Here is a 23,286-nt window from a genome sequence, read left to right as displayed (position 1 = left end):
ATGGGAGTCCATCGCCAGCCATGGGTCTCGGATCGCTCCGGGGCTCTTCGGCTCACGTCGGGTTCATCCCGCAGACGTCCAGAAACCTGGCCTCGACGTACGAAAACGTGGCCCCTTTCATCCCGCGTATATCCCGTGACCACCGACAGACAGGGGCTCTCGGCGGCCTACTGCTGCACATCACGCGAGAGCCGCACCCAAGCAAAAGACCAGCTCAGACGAGGTTTTAGCTGGTCTCGATTGCGCGCCCTGCAGGATTCGAACCTGCACCGCCAGATCAGAAGCAAGATCTTTAAGTGTCGCACTGTGCCACTGGATGATGGTTCGTGCCATCTCAGTGCGTTTTGCTCCACCCTGGACGCAACTCAAAAACCCCGCAGCGCGAGCTGCCCGTTCGGATCGAGGCCGTCGAGGATTCCAACTGTGACCCCCTGCACCGCCACGTGGGACAAAGCACGTGGACAGCGCCGGGAGCAGCGCCGATCTCAGGACGCCGCGGCGGTTCTGATTCCCGCTTCCCAGCCCCCGCATCAGCAGGCCCGCGCCGGTCCGGCCGATAATGGCCCGATGAAGGTACGGATCGGGATAGCTCCGCCACCTGGAGACCACCCTGGCCGCTTGGCCGGACTCGCGGAGCGGGCCGAGGCTCTCGGGATCGATTCGCTGTGGTTGTCGGAGATCGTCCACGGGCCGTCCGTCGAGCCCATCGTCGGCATGGCCTACACGCTGGCCGCCACCCGCAGGCTGAAGGCCGGCACGGGGGTGGCGATCCTGCCGGGCCGTCACCCGGTGCGGGTGGCCAAGCAACTCGCCTCGCTGGCTGCGCTCGCCCCCAAGCGCGTGCTGCCGGCCTTCGGGCTGACCCCGGCCAGGCCCGCCGAGCGGGAGGCGTTCCCCGTTCCCGGGCCGCGCGGTGCGGTGTTCGACGAGTCGCTCGAGCTGCTCAGGTTGCTCCTGCGGCAGGAGAAGGTGACCTTCCACGGCGAGTTCTTCGCGGTGGAGAACGCCGGGGTCGGCCCGCTGCCGGCCAGGCCGCTCGACATCTGGGTCGGCGGCAGCGGGGAGCGCGCCCTGCGCCGCGCCGGTCGGCTCGCCGACGGCTGGCTGGCCAGCTTCCTCACTCCTGACCAGGCCGCCGCCGGCCGTATGGCGATCGCGGCGCACGCGGCCGAGGCGGGCCGCGAGATCGAGGCCGACCACTACGGCACCAGCCTCGCGGTGGCCGCGACCGAGATCCCTGCCACCGCGATCGACGCCATCGCCAGGCGCAACCCGGGCGCCGACCCCGCCGAGATCGTCCCGGTCGGCTGGGCCGCCGCCCGTGATCTGATCGGGCGCTTCGTCGAGGCCGGGATCACCAAGTTCGTCGTACGGCCCGCCACGCCTGTGTCCTCGGTCGAGCGCTGGCTCGACGAGTTCGCCGACCACCTCATGCCGCTGCAGAACTGAGCGCAACCCTGACGTGCCCCCACGTGCTCTGAACTGGGGGCCTGCTGATGAGGCGCGCCTTTCACCTCCGCCTTCCGAGAGTTCTTCAAGGTGGAGGGTTGCGGATCGTCACCACTCGGCCGCGAACGCCGATCCCGGAACCGACGCCCCGGATGCCGCGACACGGCCTGCCGCGCACGTGAACGACGACCTTGACGACCAACGAAGACCATCACGCCGCTCAACCGCAGCTCAGATGACGTGACCCGACATTCGAGCGGCACAGGAAGCTGTCGACGACACGCCAGAATGCGGCAGTCGGAAGCCCTTGGAGCCGCTATGCCGCCGGCGACCGCTCAAGGTGACCGCCGCTCTTCCCGCACAGGTGAATACAGATCACTCGATCAACGGTCTCTGCCAGTACTCCGCCCCTTGTCCGAGGCCGTCATGACCGTGGCGTAGTGCTCCGGCTGGTCCTCGCATGCGACGGCTGACCGTTTCCGTCGCCATCGTCGATCGATCTCCTGTCAGAAGGCGCGCTCGTGATGGATGTGCCGTGGGAGCAGGTCCATGAAGGCGTGCAGCGCCCTGGTCGGTTTGCGCTTCGCAGAGCTGATCACGCAGAGCGTCCAGGACAGTCCCGTCCCCTGCAGCGCCACCGCGCGCAGACCGGGGTGCACGGGGAACGTCTTGGGCTGGAATGCCACGCCGAGCCCACGCATCACGTACTGGGGAATCGTAGTGATGTCGGAGACCTCGACCAGCACCTGACGCGTCAGCTCCGCGCGAGCGAACGCCTCGTCCACCAGCTCCCGCTGGCAGAAGCCGATCGGCATCTCGACGAAGGGCTCACTCGCGAGGTCGGCAAGGCGCACGGCGTCACGCCGGGACAGGGGGTGGTCCTCGGCGACGAGCAGCTGGAGCTCAAAATCCTTGATCGGCATGACGTTGAGATGCTCGTCCCGGAGGCGCCTGCCGACGAAGGCCACGTCCGCACGGCTCTCCTTGACGTCCTCGACCAGCCCCGCCGTGCCGCGCTGCGACATCGCGACGCGCAGCCGCACCCCCGGGTGCCGGCGATGGAAGTCACCGGCCAATGCGGGGACGTCCACGACGGTCATGCTGGTGAGCATGCCGACCGTGAGGCTGCCGCGCAGGCCGGCGGAGACCGGCTCAACGGTGGCGCGGGCCCGGTCCAGAGCCTCCAGGGCCGCTCTGGCCTCGGGGAGGAACGCCGATCCCGCCTCGGTGAGCTGGACCGATCGGGTCGACCGGGTCACCAGCTCGACCCGTAGGTCACTCTCCAGCGCCTTGATCCCCGCCGACAGCGTCGACTGCGTCACGTGGAGGCGCTGGGCGGCACGGGTGAAGTTCATCTCTTCGGCCACCGCGATGAAGTACTCCAGCCTGCGCTGGTCCATGTGCCTCCTCCATCTATCGGTGCCGGCGATATGAGCATCGAGATTCTTCGTTGGACACGATAAGCGGCCATCGACAACAGTGGCCAGCGCGGCCACCGGCTTCCAGGCCGCCTTCCACAACTCCTCGACGAAGGACGACTCATGCGCGTATTTCTCACCGGCGCAACCGGCTACATCGGCGCGGCGGTTCTCGATCGGCTGGTGGCCGAGGGGCACCAGGTCACCGCCCTGGTCCGCGACCAGGGCAAGGCGGAGGCCGTACGAGCCAGAGGGGCGGTCCCTGTCCTCGGCGACCTGGCCGATGCCGATGCGGTGCACCGGCTCGCCGACGCCGCCGACGGCGTGATCCACCTGGCCGCTCCTGGTGACGACAGCAGTGCGCGGATCGACGACGCCGCGGCCACGCACATCCTCGGCGCCCTCAAGGGCACCGACCGGCCCTACGTCCACACCAGCGGACTCTGGGTGCACGGAAGCGGCACCGCGATCACCGAATCGACCCCGATGAACCCGCCGCGTCTGACGGCCTGGCGGGTGCCGATCGTGGAGCGCGTGCTCTCCACGCCCGGCGTGCGCGTCGCGGTGGTGGCTCCCGCCGTGGTCTACGGCCGTGGCGGCGGGCTGCTGAACCTCGTGGCCTCGGGGCCGAGAACCGCAGGAGACGCGCCGGCCCTCACCATGATCGGCCATGGGGAGCAGCACTGGGGCACGGTGCACGTGGACGACCTCGCCGTGCTCTACGTACGGGCGCTGGAGAGCGCGCCCGCAGGCTCGTACTTCATCGGGGCCAGTGGCGTGAACCCCACTGTCCGCGAGATCACCGAAGCCGTGAGCCGGGCGATCGGCCTGTCCGGCCGGGTCGCTCCCGAGCCGGTGGCCCGGACGCTCGAACGCCTCGGCCTGCTCGGCGAGGCGCTGCTGCTCGACCAGCAGGCCGGCGGGGACGCCGCACGGCGGATCCTCGGCTGGACCCCGGAGCAGTCGACGATCGTCGAGGACCTGGCCGCGAACCGGCTCGCCGCGATCTCCTGACGCACCACATCCCGGTTCTCACCGCGGGCTCGTCGCATGGAGCGAGGAGCCCGCGGGGTCGGCCAGCACCATGCGGACGGCTTCTTCCTTGAACTCCGGCGAGAACTGCCTGCGACGCCTCGTCACGTACCTACCTCTTCCAGACTGCTGTCAGCTTATGTAGCTGGCTGTCCGGAATCTTCTAGGCACCTCATGGCGTGATTCATGAATGACGGTCGCAGGGCTTGGCTCGGGCTCAAACCTGCACCTAATTCGATGATTTTCGCGGCAAGTGAGTTACCTGCTCGGAGGCTGCGTACTTTGGCGGACAGCCGTCATCTGGGCGCAGCAGTCGCTACCATCCTCAAGTGGCGCAAGCTCAGCGCAAGCACATCCCCAACGAGATTCGACGCGCGCTCTTCGACGCGACCGACAGGCGATGCACCATCTGCCGCAGACCCTTGGACATCGAGGGTGGCACCCACCACATCGGCGAGATGGGCCACATCGCACCCCACTCCCCTGACGGGCCTCGCCGGGAGGCGGTCAGACCGGCGGAAGTCGATGGCCTTAGCAACCTCATGCTGCTGTGCCCGAGTTGCCACCGGACCATCGACAAAGAGCCGGGCCTATGGCCGGATGACCATTTGCGCGCCATCAAAGCCGAGCATGAGGGGTGGGTGGTCGTCGAGCGGGCACGGCCGGAGCCGGACAAGCCGCTTGACGAAAAGCCCATGGGCCTTGGCGAGATCGTTGAGATCGGGGACGTCGCCTACCGGATCGCCGGCAATCCCCAAGAGGAGAGGTCCACGGACGGCCGAGCGATCAGGTCCCGGGCCTTCGCGCTCACACCTGACGGCCATCACCTCTGGATCCGCAGAATCGCCACCAGGTGGCCCGATTCCGAAGCCCTGGATCTCCGCGTCGCCCTGGCCGCCGAGGCCGACCTGCTCGCCGAAGCACTCCCCGGCCTGCCTCCGCCCGTCGCGGCGTCTATGACCGCGGAGACGGCGACACTGGTCACTGCGATCCCCTCGTTCACCACCCTGGCCCAGTTCTATGGCGGCCGAGGCCGCGAGTCCGAGGCCGTGAGGGTCCTGGCCGCTGGCATCGCCGGACTTTGCGAAGGGCTTGCTTCCCTACATGCCAGAGGCCTCGCCCATGGCTCCCTCGACTCTGACTCGATCATGACCGACCGAGGTGGGGCACTCTTTCTCCGTGACGTCGGCGATGCGTTCCTCCATCCCGTCGAACCCGCCGAGGACGTTCGCCGCCTGGCCGAGCTGATCCACGTGACGGTGACCGGACGCCCGCCCGTACCGCTCGTCTCGGCGGCGGTCCTGAACCCTGCAGTCCCGGAGCGCTTCGCCCAAGCCCTCGACCGCGCGCTTGTCCCTGATCCGGCTGGGCGCGGAGACATCGTGGAACTCAGCGCGGGACTGCGCATGTGAGGTGAAGGAGCAGTTGGTGGAGAGAAAGATCGTCGATCTCGGCGTCGAGGTCGGTCTGATCTGGTCCAAGAACTTCCCCGGCAAGCTGGTCAGACAACGCGAGCGGCATCCGCTCCTGCCAGGGCTGGAAGGGATCCGCCACGACCTGTGGTCGGCCGGATCGCAGAACCTCATTCCCGCTCGTGTGGAACGCGGCTGGGAGGGCCGGGACGACTTCCTCAAGATCTATGTCGACGGCCGGTACGCGCTCATGCTCTTCCCCACCAAGGACTCGCGTGGCTACTGGATCGGTGGGATCCATCCGATGCACTTCAGCGACCACGACCAGATTGTGCGCGGCGGCCTGCTGCTGCGCGCCGGGCGATGGCGGGTCTTCGACCACCCCTCCCAGCTGCAGCACTCCTCCGGCTGGCCAGCAATCCAGACCACCTGGGCCACCGGCTTCACCTCGCCGCCCGGCCAGGAGCCAACGCCCACAGTACGGGCCTCCCACACCGCGTTCCTCAACCAACTCGGCACACTGGTAGATCAGGGACGCCGGATCGAGGCCTCGGCTGGAGACGCCAGCCGACTCGTTCCGTACCACCGCGTCACCCCAGTGGCGGCGACCCGCCGCTCCGCGCGGTCGGTGCACGCCTTCCAGCTCATCGACGCCAACCGTCTAACGGCCGGCGCCCGCGTGCACATTGACGGCGAGCCCGACCTACGCGGCCGGATCGAGCGGATCGACGAGGGCGTGGCCACAGTAAGGTTCGAACGGCCCGTCGACTTCGGCCGGATCCCTGAGAGCGGTGCCTTCGCTGAATCACCCAACCTGATCGCCTACGACAAGCAGCGGGCGGCCATCGAAATTCTTCGGGAGGGCCGCACCCGCAATCCTCAGCTCCTGACCACGCTGGCCGACCACCGCTTCCAGCCCTTTGCCCCCGTCCTTGGGCGCCGTCCCCGGGAGCGTCTGGACGCCAGCCAGCTGAGTGCCTTTCACAAGGCTCTGGCCGTTCCCGACCTCGCTCTCATCCAGGGCCCGCCCGGCACCGGCAAGACGCACACCATCCGCCAGGTCGTTCTCGCCTGCGCCGATGAGCAGCGCAAGGTCCTCATCTCGTCCTACACCAACCGAGCGGTGGACAACGTGCTCCAGGACCTGCCGGAAGACCTGCTGGTCCTGCGGATCGGCCGGGAAGACGGCGTTACCCCGGGCTGCGAGCACCTGATGCTTGAGGCGCGGGCGGTCGAGCTCCAGCGGCGCATCGCCGAGCGGACGGAGCTTGTTCTCGCGCGCTATGCAGCGGCGGCTTCGGATGGTCCGGCGGACGCCTTGTACCGGCAGCTCGCCCAGGACCTGGGGCGTCTGAAGGAGGCTGATGCGGATGTCCAGCGAAGCGCCGCTGTCCTGGCTGAGCGTGAAGATTCCGTGACCGCCGACCTCCGAGAGCGGACGGCCGCCTTGGACCACGAGGAGCGCCGCCACGAAGAGCTGCTCGCCGAACATGTCCATGCCCTCGACCGGCTAGAACGCGCGCTGGACAGTGCCCGGAAGGCCGCCGGCCTCCCGCTGGTCGGCCGGTTCTTCCGGCGGCGGCTCATCCGTCTCGAAGAGAAGCGATCCGGGACGGCGGCCGAGTCCGAGGACATCCGCCGGACTTCGGGCCTGATCGCGCAGGACCGGGCACGGCTGGCGGTCGAGCTCGACCAGGTCCGTGCCACGCATCCCGACCTCGTGGCCGCCCGACGGACTCACGAACGCGACCTGGCCAGGCGACGAGCCGGCGCAGAACGAGCCGCGAAGGTCGCCACGTCTCTGCGCGGACTGCTCGACGGCGAGACGCCCGAGATCAGCGCCGACCCGGCGAGGCTGGCCGCATTCCTGCGCGCCGCAGGCTCGACACTCGGGCGGATGCGCAGCCGGTTCGATCTCTTGATCTCCTGGCGAGCACAACTCGAACGGCGTACTGAGCAGTTGTACGGCGAGCTCGTCAGATACGCAGACGTGATCGGCGCGACCTGCATCGGCACCGCGACGAGCGAGCATCTCGACGACGTCGACTTCGACGTGGCCATCGTCGATGAGGCCGGCCAGATCGGCACGGCTGATTTGCTTGTTCCGTTGGTCAGGGCACGCAGGGCGGTCCTCGTCGGGGACCACGTGCAGCTGCCGCCGCTGCCGGACCAACGGCTCGTCGCCTGGGCCGAGAAGGAGCATCCCGGCGATTCCGGGCTGGTCCGGCTCATCACTGACAGCGCCTTCGAGCTGTTGTTCCCCGTGACGCCTCCGGAGAACAAGGAGCTGCTCCGTTACCAGCGCCGGATGCCCGAGAGCCTGGCCCGCTTCATCTCCCGCCACTTCTACGACGGTCTCCTGGAAACCGACGTGAGGAGAGTCCACCACGACGACCTGTTCGCCGCTCCCGTGGCGTTCGTCGACACCGCGGAACTCCCGGAGCGTGCGCGGCGCGACCGCAGACCCCGCGCGGACGAGCCATGGCCCAAGGACAGCCGGCTCAACGAGTGTGAGGCCAGGCTGCTGACACTCCTAGCCACCCACTATCACGCGCAGTCTGATGACTGGGCGGTAATTCTCCCCTACGCGGCTCAGATCGGCTTGGTCACCTCCCTGCTCACCCGGCGCATCGGTGACGAAAGCGTCGTCGCTCGCCGGGTGGCGACGGTCGACTCCTTCCAGGGCGGCCAGCACGACACCATCCTCTTCGGGTTCACGCTCAGCAACCCGTACCGCAATGTCGGCTTCCTCAGCGAGGTACGCCGCTCCAACGTGGCCTTCTCCCGGGCCAAGCAGCGGCTGATCCTCGTCGGCGACCTCATGACCCTCCTCAACGCCACCGACTCCGGCTTCCGGGACCTGGCACACGCACTGCACGATCACGTACGAACCTCCGGCGACCTGCGCGGCTATCGCGACATCATGCGACGCCTCGGGGAGAACCCATGAGCAGCACGTCAACTGACACGATCCTCTACGCCCAGGCCCGCGCCTTGGAGCACGCCGCCGACCTGCCCGGAACCCGGCCCGTGCGGATCCACGCGCTCGCCTTTCCCCTGCACGCCGCGGAGCTCTCCGCGACCATCGAAGAACGTAGCCCGTTCGACCTCCTCGATCGCTATGTCGGCCTCGCCATCGCCGAAGGCGGGTTCACCCGCCTCCAGGACATCGCCGCGTTCCTGGGCGTCTCCGAGCACATGGTCGACCGGGTCCTGCGCTTCCTGGGCGGCATCGGCCATCTGCAAGGCAGCGCCGACGCCCTCTCCCTGACCGAGCGCGGCCTGCGGTCGGTGCGCGACGACCGCCGCTATACCGAGAAGCAGGAGCGGCTGCGCCTGTATTTCGACGGCGTGCGATGCGGACCGCTTCGCACCGCCCATTACGCTCATGGCGTGCGGATTCTCGATCGGGACGCCGCGTACGCCCAGCGGGCCTTCCGCCTCCTCCCCGAGGCCTGCGGATTCCGCCCCAGCGCCGTCGCAGAAGTTGCCCGACGTCCCGACAGAGGCGAGTACGACTTGCCTGATGAACTGCTCAACCTTGAGGTTCTGGAGGTGAGCCGGGCATTCCTACCCTGCTACGCCGTCAGGGCACACGACGGCCGGCGGCTCAGGACACTCATCTACTCCGGTGTCGCCGAACTGCGTGACCACCACCTGGAAGAGATCCTCAATTGCTGGCCGACGGCCACGCACGTGATGGAGAGCGCCGACTCCGAGCAGCCACGCGACCATTTCGCGGAGTGGATGCGTGAACGAAAAATCACCCCACAGGCACTCTCCTGGGTCGACCACTACGGCTTCCGGCTCGTCCTTCCGCCCTCCCGCTATTTGCAGCACACGATCGAGGCAAGGGAAAAAGGCACCTTCGCACTCACGATGCTCGGCTCGTATGTGGCTCCACGGAGCCACGTCCTCCAGCTGTGGTGCGACGACGCCCCTACTCGGACCAAGGCCGTCCTCAACCGGGCCCTGGCGTACGCGACAGCGACCCGCCGCAATGTTCAAGAGGTAATGGCGTTCCTCGAACGCGTCTGCCGCCAGCTCGAACCGGATGCCGACGTCACTCTCGACGACCTGCAGATGCACGCCCGTAAGACCGGATACGGCGCTCTGGATTTCAAAGAATGAAAGTCGGTCCGGATGCCGCTATCAGAAGGGACATCGTGTTCATCACAGTACGCTTAGCGAAGTTGACTTTCGGTCAGCTCTACTGGTTCGTCGACGCTGCGCGAGCCAGCGGCATAGAACCGTCTTCTCCGGTAAGTTACGAATGGGATGATTACGATGACTATGACCCGCGCATCACAGGCTTGATAGCACACATCAGTCCGAGCATTCATGCCCAACCGATAGAACCGCTCACTCTTCAACAGAAGCGCGATCCCGCCAAGACACTAAATTCCATTATTCATGCTGGTGGTGACGCCGCGCTCCAGCCCCGCTGGCACCATCTATAGATGACGGTCGCAGTGCTCGGCACGTGCTCAAATTCGTACGCCCCTCTATGTTGCCCCCGCGAGGTGTCCGCCTCGGTCGAAGTCGTTGCTGGTTTTCAACTGTCATCCCTTGCCCTGTCCGCGTGGGGCAAATCAGACGGACGGCGCCGTAGGCGACGCGCTTTCAGGACGCCGCGGCGGTTCTGATGTGATCGGCCAGTGGCGACAGCGACGACAGCGACAGTTCCCGATGCTTCCATGCCTGCCTGAGGTCCTCGGGGGTGTAGCGGGGAAGCAGGTGAAGGTGGAAGTGAAACACGGTCTGCCAAGCCGTAGGGCCGGTGGCGTGCCAGATGTTCATCCCGCCCGGTTCCAGCGCGCGCCGCAGCAGAGCGGCGGTGTGCACAGCACCCCGCATCAGCAGGCCCGCGCGGTCCGGACCGATGTCGGTCAGGTCGCGACAGTGCTCGCGGGGAACGACCAAGGTGTGACCGCGAGTCGCCTGCGAGATGTCAAGGAAGGCGACCACATGCTCGTCGGAGTAGACGATCTCCGCAGGGATCTCTCCAGCTACGATGCCGCAGAATGTACAGGTCCCGGTCATGCGCCGCCTCTCCTCCACTTGATCGAACCAGAGCGTAGCAACGCCGGATCAGGCTTGGGAGAGCGGGACGCGTCCAGAGCCTCACTGCGACCCGTGCCGTCGAGCGCTGGTCGAAGCCGCGACTTCACCGCTGAGCGGCCGGGCATCAAGCTGGTCGGCGACATCACCTATGTCCGCACTTGGGAGGGCTTCCTCTACCTGGCCACGGTGATCGACTGCCCCAGCAAGGCGGTGCTGGGCTGGGCGATGACCGACCCTTATCGCGCCGAACTGGTCAAGGAGGATCCGGATGGCCGCCGGCACCGGTCTGCTCCAGCCAGGCGCCGTGTCCCATACCGACCGCGGCTCGAACCGTTCTCCTTTCGCAGGTGACGCGCGACACTTCGGTTGCGGGGCGCGGCCATCAGGAGCACGACGACGACCGCTTCAGCGGCGGCGACGAGCGGTTCGGGACGTGGCCGAGCCGGCCGTACGACTGGGGATCGATAAGGCGGTGAACACCTGTCCCGGACGCCGCCCCCGTCTACCTGCTCGTCGACGGGAAGCTCACCACCCGTCAGACTACGCACACCCCAGCCCCCGAATAGGTCCAGCGCATCCGGCAGGTGTGCTTAGCCCTCAAGCGCCAAAGCTCGCGTCCCAGCGGAACCATACAAGCGCCCGCTACGCGTCCTGACGCGGAACGACCTGGGTGCGTTTGACTACCAACCAGAATCACTCCAGTCTTCTTTCCGCACCTGCCGGGGCTGATCACCGGCCGAGGAACGCGGTCACCATCGGCAGCACCAGGTCGGGCCGGATGACCTGCAGGTGCTTCGTGCCCGGCAGGATCGCCAGTTGCGCGTTCGGCAGCAGTTGCTTCATCTCGACCGCGTGCTCGAGCCGGACGAAGTCGGTGTCGCCGACGATGATCAAGACCGGCATCGTCAGTCGGCCCAGCTGTTCGTCGCTCCACCCGTCGAGATCATGTACGAATGGCCCGATCTTCGCCACGAACGGGAAGAACCCCTCGGGATTCGGCGCCACCTCCTCGTAGGCGCGTTGCATCGCCTCGGACTCCGCCGCGGTCGGCATCCGAGGCGAATCCAGCTCCAACGCCGTGATTTCGGGGTAATACGCCTCGCCCCGGGTCGCCCCGAAATGCGAGGCCGCCAGCACGACCCGGCCGACCCGATCCGGGACCGAGACGGCGACCTCGGTGGAGACCAGCCCGCCCAAGCTGTAGCCGAACAAGTCGGCCCGCTCGACGCCGAGGTGATCGAGCAGCGCGATCACGTCCTCGGCGCATTGCCGGATGGAGAACGGCCGGTCGCTGTCGGCGGTGTGCCCATGCCCCTGCAGCTCGATACCGATCACCTTTCGCTCGGCGGTCAACGCCGGCAGCAGCGAGTCGAAGCTCAGATGGAACGTATACGCGCCACCGTGCAACATGACGAGCGGCGGACCGGAGTGATCAGCGCCCATGATCTCGTAGTAGAGGTCGATGCCGTTCACCGAGGCGTATGCACCCTGAGTCATGTCGATTCCCCTTATCCCTGTCTATCGGCTCGGCACATAGGTCAGCACGACTGTGCCGTTACCGAGCTCAGTTACTTCTGTCAGGTCCATGGCGGTAGTCCGGATGCCGGACAGCAGTGACTCCCCGGATCCAGCGACGAAGGGGGGAGATCCTCAGATGCAGTTCGTCGAGTAGACCTGCCTCGACCAGCGCCCGGCTGAACGGGCCGTCGCCATATTTCTAACAATCTGCCGTCGCCGGCCTCCTTGAGCCGGGCGACCGCCTCCACCGCATCGTCAGCCAACACCCGCGCGTTCCACGTGGTCTCGGTCAGCGTGGTGGAGGCGACGTGCTTGGGCAGAGAGTCGATCTTGTCCGCGACGTCGCCGGTCATGGTCGGCCAGCTTTGGGCAAATCCCTCATAGGTCGCCCGGCCGAGCACGAGACCGATCGCCGAGGACAGCAGCTGGAGCCGATAGGCGAAGTGGTTATCGTCGGGGACGACCTTCATCTGCCCGGCCCACCAGGCGTCGCCAGACATTCTCCCATCGATCGAGAGGTGGTTGTATTCGATCAGTTTTCGCACGCCGGGAGTCAACCACAGGCTGATCGGTCCGTCTTGTATCGAACCGAAGCCGTATCACCACGCCAGAAACGGGGTACCGGACCTTAACTCGCCAGGGGTGTGACCGGTCGCCCACCGCATCGCCCTTGCGAGCTGCGACTGATCGTAATAGCCGCCGGCGGTGACCACGTCGGCGATCGATCTCCCCACAGCGAGAAGTTGCGCGGCGTGCCGTGCCTGCTCGATGCTGGCGAGCTTGCGGTGCGAGATCCCGACAGCCCGGCGGAACCGGATCTGCGCGATCCGTTCCGACATGCCGTGCGGCCGCTCGCCGTGCCGGATCTCGTCAACGAGCGGATCAAAGAACAACAAACGCGCACGCGCAAGCCGGTCGACGAAGACGTCAATGTTCTGCTCGGTCGGCATCTCCCAGTCCCGGTTGCCCAACACGATCCGGCCACCCGGCAGGGTCGGCAACAACGCATCCCTGAGGTCGGTCAGACCTGAGGGCGGGTGCAGCGGCAGACAAGTACCAAGCCGCAACTCCACGCCGAAAAACTCCCAGCCCTTCAGGCAAGTCAGCGAGGTGCCCCTTGTCTCCGGTCCGCGCACGTGCACTGTCCATCCGTCATGGCCCCGCGCAAATGCGATCATGGACGAGGTTTTGGCCACCGAAGTGAAATCGATCGTGGCGTCACAACTCGCCGACCACACCCGTTGCACCAACGGGAGTTCGGCGGTCACATCGTTGAAAATTAGCCCCACGCGCTGTGAATATAGACTAGTCCAGATCCATCTTCGTGGTCCCTACACCCGATGATTTTCGACGAGAGTCGAAATCCTGCTGGCCCGGCTCCGCATCTCGCACCCGAAGCTCGATTTGGTCGATGCGGCAGCGCCCACGGCCGGGACGCTCGTCACTTAGGTCCGCCGCTTTCTGCGTCTCATTCTGACGAAAATGGCCGAACTGCGAAGGTCAGCGCGTGCCCGGCATCGCCTACCGGCACCCCTCGGCGGCCGGCGTCGGGCGCAGGGCGTCCGTCCGCAGTGGCAACGGTCCTCCCGGTTGACCGGATGGGCGTCGGCTGGGGGTACCTGCGCGGGCCCCTGGTGAGGACGTCGTGCAACATCAGCGGCTACACAGGTTGACTTCGTAGGGTCGGTCATGGCTTTGCCGGGGTATCCAGGGTGAGCCCGGTCTGGGTCCGACAGCCGGTGAGCAGGTGGGGCCGGTACTGGATCTTCTTCAGCTTGCGTTTGACGATCCGGACGAGCCCGGGCAGGTCGGTGACGGCGAAGTTGGCCAGGGCCCGGCGGAGCAGCGACCAGTTGCCCTCGGCGGATTGAGTTCAGGAGCGTAGGAGGGGAGCTGGACGATGCGTAACCAGTCGGCGTTCGCGGTGGCAAAGTCGGCGAGTTGGCCGGCCAGGTGCACATTCAGATTGTCCCAGCACCACACCAATGGCGCGCCCAGGTGCTGGTGGATGGCCACGATCAGGTCCCGGTAGTCCATCCAGAAGAAGGTCTTGGGCTCGCCCTTGCGGCCGTGGTAGACGTGCAGGCGGTAGAACAGGTACGGCCGCTCGCCGTCGCGGTAGCAGACGACGCCGGCCACGTTGACCCGGTCCGAGCCTCTGCCCCTGACCGTCACTACCGGCCGAGCGCTGACCGGCGGCCGGGTGCGTCCTAATGAGTTCTGGGAGTAAGCCATCCGGCAGACTCCGTGGTGGATAGCGGCCGCCGGCAGGTGAGCACTCTGGCGTCCTGGACATCGAGTCCTGACGAAAGACCGTGCCCCTGCCAGGTTGGTCGGGAGAGTTGATCGCTGATGGGATGTCGTGCCCGTCCTCACGTGGCGTGAGCACTGCTTCATCAGGTCGCCGCTGGTTCTCCCGCAGGCTGCTGACCAGCGGAAACGACGACATCGGCGGGAGACCGAGGAACTTGCCGGTGCCCGCCTGCCAGACGCGCACGGGCGGGCAGCCGGGAAGGCACCACCGCCGCGATATCTTCGACGCGATCAGGTACGTGACCGACAACGCCTGCAAGTGGAGGGCCTTGCCAGCGGACTTCCGCCTTACCAGACCATGTTCGGCTTCTTCAGCCGTTGGACCAGGGCCGGGGTCTTCAACCACGTCCGGGATGAGCTTCGCCGCGCCATCCGGTTGCGCGCCGGGCGCTGTCCCCACCCGGTCGCCGGCGTCATCGATTCCCAGTGGGTGCGTGCCGCGGCCACCGTCGCCGGCCGCTCCCGCTCCTACGACGCTGGGAAGAAGGTGCCGGGAAGCGTCACCTGGTCGTTGACACCTTCGGCCTGCTCATGATTGTCATGGTCACGGCCGCCGGGCAGCCCGACTGCGACGCCGCACGGGAACTACTGGTCCGGCTGCGGATGCTGCATCCGCAGTTCACCCTCGTCTGGGCGACAGCGCCTACGCCGGCCCGCTGGTGGAGTGGGCCCGCCGTTTCCTACGCCTCACCTTGAAGACCGTGACTGAACGGCCTGGTCACACCGGGTTCAAAGTGCTCGCGCGTCGGTAGATCGCGGACAAATCCCTGCCCTGGCTGGTAAACGCTCGTCGCAACGTCGTCGGCTTCGAACGCAAGCCGTCGCACAGTGAAGCCCATCTGACCGTCGCCGCGATCACGCTCATGACCAGGCGACTGACCAGGGAGAGGCCGTCGGCATGGGTCCGCGAGCCAGCGCACCGCAGGCCGCCTGAAATGCCCGAACCATCCGGGGGAGTCCTGGCCGAGGGCATGGACTCCCCCTGCGGACCTTGCTTACTCCAGGACGAAGAGCGCCCAGTTTTGATGTGAACTGATGCAATGGTGCCTGCACGTGTAGTCCTTGACCACGCCGTGCTGCGTCAGAATGGAGCCCTCCACAGTGCAGCCGGCCTCGGTCATGGTTGCCGGTAGGATTCGCGCCACACGGGCGGTGCGTAACCCGGAGCGTGGCGCAGTCCCACACCGTGGCCTGCGGCGACGCCGCTCATCTGAGCTGTGTGGCGATGCTCACCAGCGGACCAACACCCCTTCCAACGTCATTCGTACGGAGTGATCTCGGCGATCGCGGTGGCGCCGCCCATTCCGTTGTCCACGCGCAGTCGCAGGTAGCGGGCTTTGACGCCATTGAGGTGGACGTCGTTCGGCCCGGTGATCCGCGGCCAGGTCACGCTTGCCACCTGCGCCCACCAGGTGCCGTCGGCGCTGACCTCCAGCACACCTTTGAGCGGTGTGCCGGTCATGTTGACGACCGGATTCTGGGCAGCCGAGAAGACGGCGGCCAGCTTGGGCACGAATCGGACCGCGGACAGCGTGCGCTCCTGCCCCATGTCCACCGTGATGAAGTGCGGCTGGGCGGGGCTCACCGTGGGATCGGCCGCGTCGGGGTACCACGAGTGGTAGTAGGTGAACGGGTCGCCGTCGACCGCGAGTCGGGGGTCTCCCACGTACGGCTTGAACGTGCTGGCCGTGGCGGACAGTTCCGCCGGTGGAATCAGGGTTCCCGCCGGCGGCGCGGGCCAGACCCCGGGCGCGTACTCGGGCTTTTCCGTCACGATGGGACGATTCGGGCCCGGACCGGTTCCGGTGACCAGCACGTCGGCGATGACCGCGCCGTGGTCGGAGTAGAACGGGTATTCCTGGTCCAGGTAGCCGCCCTGGTGGCGGGGCAGGCGGCGCACGTCGGTGCGGGCGCCCAGCACGCGCATTTGCGCCTTGTTGTCACGGAAGAGCAGGTAATCGATGCGAGCGGGGGCGGCACCGAAGCCGCTCCTCGTGCTCCAGGTGCGGCCCGGATAGAGCCCGGCGTCGGCGTTGATGTAGCGGAAGACGTCGTAGAAACCAGCGTCGACGTACTGCTTGGTGTAGGTCCAGGGCACGGTCAGCCCGGCATGTCCGCGGGCCTTGGCGAACTGGCCGGTCCAGTCCCGATACGACCACGCGTTGAAGTCACCGCCCATGATCACGGGGGCGTCGTCCTTGACGTAATACGGCACCACTCTCTGCAAGATCGCCTGGCCCTGCGCGTTACGTTTCGTGTCGTCGTAGGTGAGGATCGTGTTGATCGACGGCGAGATCGGCTTGCCGAACTGGGTGTTCACCACGGCGTGGTGCATGGGGGCGAAGACCGAATCCTCGTGCCGGGACCAGACGGTGAAGGCGTGGATGTGCTTGCCGTTGGGCAGCTGCAGCTTGGCGCCGCCAAAGTGGAAGTCGGTGATCTCCGGCCGTTCGGTGTAGCGCTGGACGACCTTCAGCTTGGTGAAGAGCCAGAGATTGCGGTACTTCGCCTCTTCCGCCACCGTGATCGGGACCGAGCTGTACAGGTCGGTCGTGGCTCGCCCGGCGTTGAGCCCCTGGAGGATGGCGGTCTCCGAGCCGTAGGCCTCCACGACGAAGAAGACGTCGGGATTGACCTCGTTGACGTACTCGATCAACTGCTTCAGGTTCTCACCGGTGTAGTCCTTGCCGTCGAGCGTGCCTCCGCCGAGGAGGTTCCAGGTCATGAGCCGTACCTGGGTGCCCGCCTGTCCCTGGGCGAAGACCGCGTCGCTGGCGTCGAGCTCGAACTCGCCCTGCGGCACCACGAAGGGATGTGACTCCGCCTTGCCATTCGTCGTGTACAGCGTGGCCCGCATCCACACATACCCCAGGGTCCGCTGCCTGATGGCCATCCTGATCTCGTGAACCTGACCGGCCACCGCCGGTCCGTTCGCCAGGATCGTGCAGAGCTTTCCCACCTGCTCCGGGCCCGGCGTAGTCAGGGTCTTCCCGTCACAGCGGTAGGAATACACGAAGCTGTCCGCTGACGCCGCAGCCGGTACGGCCCAGGGCAGCAGTAATACGGCTACGGCGATCAGTAGCCGCCTTATCGGTCTCGTCATAAGGATCAAGTATGTCAGTGACAAAGGGAGACGAAATGCCGTTCAGCCCAGGTTTTTCGTGCGCCCAGCGGTACAGGAGACGAAGCCGTGACCGTAATACAGGCCCTTTTCCGGCGACCCCTGGCCGGACCGGGCGTGCCATTTCCGAGCGTCCAGCCAGCTCCGCATGAAAGGGACGTCATAGGCAGGAGGTTGGCCGTGCATCAGCTCGGTCACATCCTCATCGTCAAGGGCAAGATCGAAGGCGCTGCCTGTTCGCCGGGGATGCCAGCCGCGATCGAGTGCCATGCGTATGGTCGCCATCATCAGCGCCGGCCGTACGGCCATTGTCCGTTCGCCCCACCACGCGTCCGGCCGGGAGCAGGGAAGCGACACCAGCAGCAGGACGCGGCCCGAAACGCCGGGCAGTTCCACCGCGAACGTCAACGGACCCAAACTGTTCCCCTGGCAGTAGGTGGGCTTACGACGGAACGCGCCAGCGGGATGTCATGTCGTCAATGGTGAATGAGCCGCGAACCCTTATTTGCAATCGCCATGAACAACCTCCTGCCCTGTTCCGTCATTGTTCCTGGGGTGGCCGAGAACGGCGAGTAACGACCGTAGCCAGGCGTAAGAGCAACCCCTCGTCAAACCCCACAGGGTTTTTGCGAGGTGGCCAGGGAGAGGACCGAAGCTCACCACCACAGCCACGACGCCATTTCCGCCGTCATCCCCCGAGGATGTCGCGGTGCCCCTCGACGGTGACCGCCATCACCAGGTAGATGGGCCGGTTGGCGACATGACCGTCCCGGATCTTGGTTCTGACACCGGAGTCCTGTTCACCCAGCCCGACGGCAGCCGCCTACATCCCCGGCACGTCTCCGACCAGTTCCTCTGGCTGGCCTGTCTGGCCGGCCTGCCACCCATCCGGCTCCACGACCTCCGCCATGGCGCAGCCTCGCTGATGCTGGGGGCCGGGGTGGAAATCAAGGTGGTACAGGAAACCTTGGGACACACCTCCAGCGCGTTCACCGCCGACACCTACACCTCCATCTACCGGCAAGTGGCCAGCGGCTGGCGCCGCATCTGCACATGGCGATCCGTGGCACCCTCCTGCTCGCTGAGATCAAGCAGATAGCCGCAGCCACCTACCATCAGGTCAGGTGGCCACAGGCCGACGAAGTGCGCTTCGACGGTGACCACCTGCCCGTCTGGGACGAGCAGGCCGGCTACCTCGACCCGGCCACCGGCGAGGTCCTGCCCACCTGGGACGAAGCCCTCGACGCCCTGGACGACGACGCCGAACCCCTTCACGTGCTGCGCTTCGGCGAACAGGTGGACGTGCAAGGCGTCCTCGCCGGTACACCGGACGCCGACCAGTGCATCCGGTATCTGTCCAAGTACCTGACCAAGTCTCTGGGTGACGCTCTCGACGGCGGCCAGGCTCAGCGCGACCATGCCGCCGGCATGGTCGACGCCCTGCGTTACGAACCGTGCTCGCCGACCTGCCCGAACTGGCTCCGCTACGGCGTCCAGCCCAAGAACGCCAAGGCGGGGATGGCTCCCGGCCGGTGCCGCTCCAAGGCACACAAGCCCGAACACCTCGGCTACGCCGGACGCCGCGTCCTAGTGTCCCGCAAGTGGTCCAACAAGACCCTCGCCCAACACAAGCAGGACCGCCGTACCTGGGTCCTGGAAGCCCTCGGCCAGACCGACGAACCCACCGACCCGCACCGCTACATCTGGCGGCCCGTCCCGGCCGGCGACGCCAACGTGCCACCCCTCGCCATACGACTCCTGCGCACCGTCGCCAAACGGCAACGCTGGCGAGCCCACCTCAGAGCTGGAGGCCAGAGCAGCCGGTCAAGATCTTTCGGCAACTGAGCAGACCGGGAGGGCGGCACGAGGAGAGACGAACTACTGACCGTCGCCCAGGTCCTCAACGAACTCGGCGGGGTCTCCCGCCGCACCTTCTACCGGTGGCGCGAGATCGGTAAGGCACCGAGGGGCATTCGCCTGCCCAACGGTGAGCTTCGCATCTACCGCAGCGACCTCGAAGCCTGGCTCGAATTCCTCAGGAGCGCGGCATGACTACCTCCTACAAGGTCAAGTTCTGGGATATTCGCACCAACACCAGAGCGGACAAGCCCGGCAAGAAGCCTCGGGTCGTCTCCCATACCGTGCGGCGGACGGTCGGCACCCGTGAGAAGTCGCAGACCTTCAAGACCAAGGGCCTGGCCGAGAGCTTCCAGTCCGACCTGCGGCAGGCGGCTAAGAAGGGCGAAGCCTTCGACGTGGACAGCGGTCTTCCCGCTTCGATGGTCAAGGCCAAGGATGCCCGGACCTGGTACGCCTTTGCCGTCGCGTACGTTCGCACCTGGTGGCCCCATGCGGCCAAGTCCTGCGAGGGCATGACCGACACTCTCGCCACCGTCACCCGCGTTCTGGTCGGCGACGTACCCGGCCGCCCGTCCGACGAGAAGATCCGGCGGGCGCTGCGCGAGTACTCCTTCCTGCCCGAGGACCGTCGGCGGGAGCCAACACCGGAGATCGCCCGCGCTGTCCGCTGGCTGGAAGGTGCTTCGCTCCCCCTGAGCGCTCTGGAGGAGACCAAGCACGCCCGTGCGGCGCTGGAAGCCCTGGGGCTGTGCCTGGACGGCAAGCCTGCGGCGACCTCGACGTATCGCCGCAAGCGGGCCGTCTTCCATCACGCGCTCGAATACGCCGTTGAGCTGGAGGAGCTTTCGGCGAATCCGCTGCACAAGGTCAAGTTCCGCAAGGCCAAGGTGAGCGGCGAGATCGATCGGCGCTCGGTGGTCAGCCCGCGCCAGGCGCGTGAACTGCTCACCGCGGTGACCTACGTGGGGCGGTCGCGAGGGCCGATGCTGGCCGCCATGTTCGCCTGCATGTACTTCGGCGGTCTTCGCCCGGCAGAAGCGGCGGGACTGCGGCAGAAGGACTGCCGGCTCCCGGAGAAGGGCTGGGGACTGCTTACGCTGGAGAAGACCAGGCCGCAGAGCAACAAGCGGTTCACCGACTCCGGGCAGGCCCACGACGAGCGCGGGCTGAAGCATCGGGACGTGAAGCACACGCGTACCGAGCCCGTCCCTCCCGAGCTGGTGGCCATCCTGCGGGATCACATCGCGGTGTTCGGAGTCGGCGAGGACGGCCGGCTCTTCCGTACGCGCACGGGCGGCGTGATCTCGGGCTCGGCGTACGCGAAAGTCTGGCAGGAAGCCCGGACGTACGCCTTCACTCCCGACCAGGTCGCCTCTCCCCTGGCGGGCCGGCCGTACGATCTTCGGCACGCGGCCGTATCGCTCTGGCTCAACGCGGGCGTGCATGCCCCGGAAGCGGCCGAGAGAGCGGGACACGGCGTGGACGTGATGCTCCGCGTCTACGCCAAGTGCATCGACGGCCAACAGGAGATCGCCAACCAGCGCATCTTGGAAGCGCTCGCGGCGTGACACAGGAGCTACGGCAGGGCCCCGGGACACCTCGGGGTCCTTTCGCCGTTCCGGGCCTCGAAACTCCCACGCCGACCTGGGGAAACGTGGCGGCGGGCATTCCGCGTATGTTCCGTGAAGGGTGGCACAGGGCTGCTTCGGGCCGCCTCCCGCTGCCTACGGGGCAACCGGGCCGATCATGCAAAAGACCAGGTCAACCCGTGGATTGCCTGGTCTTGGTTGCGCGCCCTGCAGGATTCGAACCTGCGACCGTCGGATTAGAAGTCCGGTGCTCTATCCAGCTGAGCTAAGGGCGCTCCCGCCTTATTGTGCATGATCCGGCGACTTGTCACGCACATGTTTTGGTTGTGTCAGGAAGGGCGGCGGGTCGGGACCGGTGGGAGGGGGTGAGCGGAAAGTCCGATCGCGGGCGGAAACTCCAGGCGGGGGCGGGGTGGGAGGGTCTAAGCTGTCGTGGCATGGTCGCGACGGTCCTGCATGAGATTCCCCTGCAGGGCGGGGACGTGACTGACGGCGTGGTGCGGGTCGGTGACACCGTGCGGAGACCGGTCAGTACGTCGACTCCCGCCGTACACGCGCTGCTCCGGCACCTGGAGGCGGCCGGGTTCGCGGGGGCGCCCCGGGTGGTCGGGAGCGGGATCGACGGGTACGGGCGGCAGGTGCTCAGCTATCTGCCCGGCGTCACCGGGGTGCGGGCGGCGAGCGTTCAGGACGAGGCGCTCGGGCGGTTGGGCGGGCTGCTGCGGGACTATCACGATGCGACCCTCGGGTTTCCGCTCCGGATGGAGGGGTGGGAAGGCGGGTCCAACGATGATCGGGCGCCGGAGGTCGTGGGGCACTGCGATCTTTCGCCGGCGAACGTGGTCTTTCGGGCGGACGTGCCGTACGGGATGATCGACTTTGATCTGGCGCGGCCCACCACGCGGTTGTTCGACGTGGTGACAACGTTGCGGCACTGGGCGCCGCTGGCGGATCCGGTCGATCGGCATCCGTTGTTACGCCAAGTCGACGTGGGTGAGCGGGTTCGGATCTTCTGCGACGCGTACGGGGTGCCGTCGCGGGAGCGGAGACGGCTGGTCGAGGTCGCACGGGTACGGTTCCAGCGGTCCTACGCGGTCATGCGGAGCCGGGCGGCCGTGGGCGGCGGCTGGGGCCGGATGTGGGCCGAGGGTGCGGGGGAACGCATCCGGCGTGCGGTGGCATGGCTGGATGTGCACGAAGATGAGCTTCATGCCCATTTGGTGTGATCGTGGTGATGGTGAGGGAAACGCGCGTGAGCTTGGGTTGGGGCTTGCGGCTGGGGTGATGCTCGACCGGGTCATCGGGGATCCGCAGAGTGCGGGGCATCCGGTGGCGGTGTTCGGGCGGGCCGCCGGGCGGGTGGAGCGGGTGCTCTATCGGGATTCCAGGGCGGCCGGCGTGCTTCATGTGGCCTTGTGCGTCGGGGGTGCGGTGGCTCTCGGTGTGGTGATGGCACAGGCCGGTCGAGGGCGAATCGCGTCGGTCCTCCGGGTGGGGAGCGTGGCGGGGGCGGCGTGGGCGGTTCTCGGGGGGACGACGCTGGCCCGGGAGGGCCTGCACATGGCCGAGGCGCTGGAGGACGGGGATCTGGAACGGGCCAGGAAGCGGCTGCCCCACCTGTGCGGGCGGGACCCGTCCGGGCTCGGGGCGGAGGAGCTGGCACGGGCGACCGTCGAGTCGCTGGCCGAGAACACCTCCGACGCCGTCGTGGCGCCGCTGTTCTGGGGGACGGTCGCCGGGGTTCCGGGGCTGCTGGGGTACCGGGCGGTCAACACGCTGGACGCGATGGTCGGGCACAAGTCGGAGCGGTACCTGCGGTTCGGGTGGGCGGCGGCGCGGCTGGACGACGTGGCCAACTACGTTCCGGCGCGGCTGACCGCGCTGCTCACGGTGCTGGCCGGGCCGGATCGGCGGGGGGCGTGGTCGGTGGTGCGGCGGGACGGGCACCGGCATCCCAGCCCGAACGCCGGGCGGTGCGAGGCCGCGTTCGCCGGGGCGCTCGGGGTGACGCTGGGGGGTACGAACGTGTACGGGAGCAGGGTCGAGCATCGGCCGACCATGGGAGACGGGCCGCGGCCTGACGTGGCGGACATCCGGCGGGCGGTGCGGCTGACGCGAGCGGTGAGCATGGGGGCCGCGGCGGGGGCGGTTGTTCTGGCGGTCTGGGCCCGGCGACTCCGGCCTTGGTCCCGGTGAAGCCCCCCTCCCGGTGAAGCCCCCCGCTCGCTCACATCACGCGGTTGAGGTTGAACACCAGCCACACGATGAAGGCCGAGATCACCGTGATCCCGATCATCGCCTTCGCGGCCTGGTGGGCGGAGACCTTTCTGGCGGTGACCTGTCTGGCGCTCTGCTTCCAGACCTGCCGCATGGTGATCATGTTCTGGTAACGACGGCCCAGGGCGAAAAGGGCCACCCCGAGGAGGATGAACAGAATGACGCGACCGTCCGGTGTTCCCATGAAGAACCCCCTGTGACCTCGGTGAACGTGCTGCCCCCGAACCAGGTGA

The 23,286-nt window shown here is 67.0% G+C and carries 23 protein-coding genes, 1 tRNA gene and 1 pseudogene; 15 read left to right on the top strand and 10 right to left on the bottom strand.

From position 1 onward, the window contains the following. Positions 1–1,449, top strand: a complete 1,449-nt coding sequence (locus tag ABD292_RS48910; protein WP_425565044.1) for a TIGR03854 family LLM class F420-dependent oxidoreductase — start codon at positions 1–3, stop codon at positions 1,447–1,449. A gap of 506 nt (positions 1,450–1,955) precedes the next feature. On the opposite strand, the gene ABD292_RS09810 is transcribed toward ABD292_RS48910, so the two are convergent. Then, positions 1,956–2,849, bottom strand: a complete 894-nt coding sequence (locus ABD292_RS09810) for a LysR family transcriptional regulator (protein WP_344206753.1) — start codon at positions 2,847–2,849, stop codon at positions 1,956–1,958. A gap of 141 nt (positions 2,850–2,990) precedes the next feature. Between ABD292_RS09810 and ABD292_RS09805 the strand changes: the two genes are divergently transcribed. From ABD292_RS09805 to ABD292_RS09785, 5 genes are all read left to right on the top strand, one after another. Continuing rightward, positions 2,991–3,881, top strand: coding sequence for an NAD-dependent epimerase/dehydratase family protein (locus tag ABD292_RS09805; RefSeq protein WP_344206752.1), 891 nt, complete (start codon positions 2,991–2,993; stop codon positions 3,879–3,881). A gap of 347 nt (positions 3,882–4,228) precedes the next feature. Then, positions 4,229–5,311 (top strand): hypothetical protein, encoded by a 1,083-nt coding sequence (locus tag ABD292_RS09800; RefSeq protein WP_344206751.1) that lies wholly within the window; start codon positions 4,229–4,231, stop codon positions 5,309–5,311. A gap of 16 nt (positions 5,312–5,327) precedes the next feature. Next, on the top strand, positions 5,328–8,261 hold the full coding sequence (locus ABD292_RS09795; protein WP_344206750.1) for a DEAD/DEAH box helicase: 2,934 nt from the start codon (positions 5,328–5,330) through the stop codon (positions 8,259–8,261). After that, positions 8,258–9,442, top strand: a complete 1,185-nt coding sequence (locus ABD292_RS09790; RefSeq protein ID WP_344206749.1) for a hypothetical protein — start codon at positions 8,258–8,260, stop codon at positions 9,440–9,442. The genes ABD292_RS09795 and ABD292_RS09790 overlap by 4 nt, the downstream gene beginning before the upstream one ends. 35 nt (positions 9,443–9,477) lie before the next feature. Then, positions 9,478–9,771: a hypothetical protein gene (locus ABD292_RS09785; RefSeq protein ID WP_344206748.1), complete on the top strand. Its 294-nt coding sequence runs from the start codon at positions 9,478–9,480 to the stop codon at positions 9,769–9,771. Positions 9,772–9,934: 163 nt separating this feature from the next. Here the strand turns inward: ABD292_RS09785 and ABD292_RS09780 are convergent, their stop codons facing one another. After that, entirely contained in the window at positions 9,935–10,354 is a 420-nt protein-coding gene (locus ABD292_RS09780) for an HIT family protein (RefSeq protein ID WP_344206747.1), read from the bottom strand. 117 nt (positions 10,355–10,471) lie between these two features. Here ABD292_RS09780 and ABD292_RS09775 point away from each other — a divergent pair. After that, positions 10,472–10,703, top strand: a pseudogene (locus ABD292_RS09775) (DDE-type integrase/transposase/recombinase); the annotation flags it as partial. Positions 10,704–10,722: 19 nt separating this feature from the next. Further along, on the top strand, positions 10,723–10,851 hold the full coding sequence (locus tag ABD292_RS09770; RefSeq protein ID WP_344206746.1) for a hypothetical protein: 129 nt from the start codon (positions 10,723–10,725) through the stop codon (positions 10,849–10,851). A gap of 253 nt (positions 10,852–11,104) precedes the next feature. Here the strand turns inward: ABD292_RS09770 and ABD292_RS09765 are convergent, their stop codons facing one another. From ABD292_RS09765 to ABD292_RS09750, 4 genes are all read right to left on the bottom strand, one after another. After that, positions 11,105–11,848 (bottom strand): alpha/beta fold hydrolase, encoded by a 744-nt coding sequence (locus ABD292_RS09765; protein WP_344206745.1) that lies wholly within the window; start codon positions 11,846–11,848, stop codon positions 11,105–11,107. 104 nt (positions 11,849–11,952) lie between these two features. Further along, positions 11,953–12,438, bottom strand: a complete 486-nt coding sequence (locus ABD292_RS09760) for a dihydrofolate reductase family protein (protein WP_344206744.1) — start codon at positions 12,436–12,438, stop codon at positions 11,953–11,955. A 54-nt stretch (positions 12,439–12,492) separates the two neighbouring features. Continuing rightward, positions 12,493–13,161 carry a helix-turn-helix domain-containing protein gene (locus tag ABD292_RS09755; protein WP_344206743.1) on the bottom strand — a complete coding sequence of 223 codons (669 nt, stop codon included), beginning with the start codon at positions 13,159–13,161 and terminating at the stop codon, positions 12,493–12,495. Positions 13,162–13,663: 502 nt separating this feature from the next. Further along, positions 13,664–14,128, bottom strand: a complete 465-nt coding sequence (locus tag ABD292_RS09750) for a transposase (protein ID WP_344206742.1) — start codon at positions 14,126–14,128, stop codon at positions 13,664–13,666. Positions 14,129–14,250: 122 nt separating this feature from the next. Between ABD292_RS09750 and ABD292_RS48905 the strand changes: the two genes are divergently transcribed. Next, positions 14,251–14,721: a transposase gene (locus tag ABD292_RS48905; protein ID WP_425565063.1), complete on the top strand. Its 471-nt coding sequence runs from the start codon at positions 14,251–14,253 to the stop codon at positions 14,719–14,721. Positions 14,722–15,464: 743 nt separating this feature from the next. Here the strand turns inward: ABD292_RS48905 and ABD292_RS09745 are convergent. Next, complete coding sequence (locus tag ABD292_RS09745) at positions 15,465–17,309, bottom strand: endonuclease/exonuclease/phosphatase family protein (protein ID WP_344207150.1); 1,845 nt, start codon at positions 17,307–17,309, stop codon at positions 15,465–15,467. 42 nt (positions 17,310–17,351) lie between these two features. Then, complete coding sequence (locus tag ABD292_RS09740; protein WP_344206741.1) at positions 17,352–17,735, bottom strand: hypothetical protein; 384 nt, start codon at positions 17,733–17,735, stop codon at positions 17,352–17,354. A gap of 352 nt (positions 17,736–18,087) precedes the next feature. Between ABD292_RS09740 and ABD292_RS09735 the strand changes: the two genes are divergently transcribed. From ABD292_RS09735 to ABD292_RS09720, 4 genes are read left to right on the top strand one after another with little or no spacing between them, the layout of a single operon-like run. Further along, the gene (locus ABD292_RS09735) at positions 18,088–18,426 is read left to right on the top strand and encodes a tyrosine-type recombinase/integrase (protein ID WP_425565062.1); all 339 of its coding nucleotides are present in this window, start codon (positions 18,088–18,090) and stop codon (positions 18,424–18,426) included. Beyond that, entirely contained in the window at positions 18,381–19,172 is a 792-nt protein-coding gene (locus tag ABD292_RS09730; RefSeq protein WP_344206739.1) for a replication initiator, read from the top strand. Before ABD292_RS09735 ends, ABD292_RS09730 begins: the two co-directional genes overlap by 46 nt. A gap of 36 nt (positions 19,173–19,208) precedes the next feature. Then, the gene (locus ABD292_RS09725) at positions 19,209–19,379 is read left to right on the top strand and encodes a helix-turn-helix transcriptional regulator (protein WP_344207149.1); all 171 of its coding nucleotides are present in this window, start codon (positions 19,209–19,211) and stop codon (positions 19,377–19,379) included. Further along, positions 19,376–20,755 (top strand): tyrosine-type recombinase/integrase, encoded by a 1,380-nt coding sequence (locus tag ABD292_RS09720; protein WP_344206738.1) that lies wholly within the window; start codon positions 19,376–19,378, stop codon positions 20,753–20,755. The genes ABD292_RS09725 and ABD292_RS09720 overlap by 4 nt, the downstream gene beginning before the upstream one ends. A 222-nt stretch (positions 20,756–20,977) precedes the next feature. Here the strand turns inward: ABD292_RS09720 and ABD292_RS09715 are convergent. Next, positions 20,978–21,051, bottom strand: a tRNA-Arg gene (locus tag ABD292_RS09715). A gap of 162 nt (positions 21,052–21,213) precedes the next feature. Here ABD292_RS09715 and ABD292_RS09710 point away from each other — a divergent pair. Beyond that, complete coding sequence (locus ABD292_RS09710; protein ID WP_344206737.1) at positions 21,214–22,002, top strand: phosphotransferase; 789 nt, start codon at positions 21,214–21,216, stop codon at positions 22,000–22,002. Continuing rightward, positions 21,965–22,972 (top strand): cobalamin biosynthesis protein, encoded by a 1,008-nt coding sequence (locus ABD292_RS09705; protein ID WP_425565042.1) that lies wholly within the window; start codon positions 21,965–21,967, stop codon positions 22,970–22,972. Before ABD292_RS09710 ends, ABD292_RS09705 begins: the two co-directional genes overlap by 38 nt. A gap of 31 nt (positions 22,973–23,003) precedes the next feature. On the opposite strand, the gene ABD292_RS09700 is transcribed toward ABD292_RS09705, so the two are convergent. After that, positions 23,004–23,237 carry a hypothetical protein gene (locus ABD292_RS09700; protein ID WP_344206735.1) on the bottom strand — a complete coding sequence of 78 codons (234 nt, stop codon included), beginning with the start codon at positions 23,235–23,237 and terminating at the stop codon, positions 23,004–23,006. Positions 23,238–23,286: the final 49 nt, after the last annotated feature.

Origin of the sequence: Nonomuraea bangladeshensis, assembly GCF_039529455.1 — a bacterium.
Lineage (GTDB): Bacteria > Actinomycetota > Actinomycetes > Streptosporangiales > Streptosporangiaceae > Nonomuraea > Nonomuraea bangladeshensis.
The sequence above is the reverse complement of the archived record's forward strand: the minus strand, read 5'-3'. Positions and strand labels throughout refer to the sequence as shown.

Coding starts and splice junctions, on each gene's coding strand:
- ABD292_RS09750 (WP_344206742.1), bottom strand. CDS start 14,128: ATGGCTTACTCCCAGAACTCATTAGGACGCACCCGGCCGCCGGTCAGC.
- ABD292_RS09745 (WP_344207150.1), bottom strand. CDS start 17,309: ATGACGAGACCGATAAGGCGGCTACTGATCGCCGTAGCCGTATTACTG.
- ABD292_RS09790 (WP_344206749.1), top strand. CDS start 8,258: ATGAGCAGCACGTCAACTGACACGATCCTCTACGCCCAGGCCCGCGCC.
- ABD292_RS09780 (WP_344206747.1), bottom strand. CDS start 10,354: ATGACCGGGACCTGTACATTCTGCGGCATCGTAGCTGGAGAGATCCCT.
- ABD292_RS09735 (WP_425565062.1), top strand. CDS start 18,088: ATGACCGTCCCGGATCTTGGTTCTGACACCGGAGTCCTGTTCACCCAG.
- ABD292_RS09705 (WP_425565042.1), top strand. CDS start 21,965: ATGTGCACGAAGATGAGCTTCATGCCCATTTGGTGTGATCGTGGTGAT.
- ABD292_RS09805 (WP_344206752.1), top strand. CDS start 2,991: ATGCGCGTATTTCTCACCGGCGCAACCGGCTACATCGGCGCGGCGGTT.
- ABD292_RS09710 (WP_344206737.1), top strand. CDS start 21,214: ATGGTCGCGACGGTCCTGCATGAGATTCCCCTGCAGGGCGGGGACGTG.
- ABD292_RS09720 (WP_344206738.1), top strand. CDS start 19,376: ATGACTACCTCCTACAAGGTCAAGTTCTGGGATATTCGCACCAACACC.
- ABD292_RS09810 (WP_344206753.1), bottom strand. CDS start 2,849: ATGGACCAGCGCAGGCTGGAGTACTTCATCGCGGTGGCCGAAGAGATG.
- ABD292_RS09730 (WP_344206739.1), top strand. CDS start 18,381: ATGGCGATCCGTGGCACCCTCCTGCTCGCTGAGATCAAGCAGATAGCC.
- ABD292_RS09700 (WP_344206735.1), bottom strand. CDS start 23,237: ATGGGAACACCGGACGGTCGCGTCATTCTGTTCATCCTCCTCGGGGTG.
- ABD292_RS48905 (WP_425565063.1), top strand. CDS start 14,251: ATGTCGTGCCCGTCCTCACGTGGCGTGAGCACTGCTTCATCAGGTCGC.
- ABD292_RS48910 (WP_425565044.1), top strand. CDS start 1: ATGGGAGTCCATCGCCAGCCATGGGTCTCGGATCGCTCCGGGGCTCTT.